This window comes from Telluria sp. AZSoR62 (assembly GCF_058111565.1).
Genome location: NZ_JBYTST010000285.1, coordinates 1 through 276 on the forward strand (window position 1 = coordinate 1; position 276 = coordinate 276).

Annotated in this window: 1 pseudogene; it reads left to right on the forward strand. The window is 49.3% G+C overall.

Annotated elements, in window-relative coordinates:
• A pseudogene (locus AC3XQU_RS23825) lies at positions 1-276 on the forward strand (IS5/IS1182 family transposase); the annotation flags it as partial.

Below are 276 nucleotides of genomic sequence, written 5' to 3' on the forward strand. Positions count from 1 at the left end.
CTCGGATTGTTCGGAGAAAACCTGGTTGCCATCGACGGAAGTAAATTCAAGGCCGTCAACAATCGTGACCGCAACTTCACTAGCGCCAAACTAAAGCGGCGAATGGAAGAAATTGAATCAAGCATCAGCCACTACCTGACCGCGCTTGATACTGTTGATCAACAAGAATCAACAGCCTCCGAACCCCGCGCCGTGCGGTTGGAAGAGAAGATCGCCAAACTGAAGAAGCAAATGAAAGAGCTTCAAGCGATTGAAACTCAGCTCAACGAATCACCG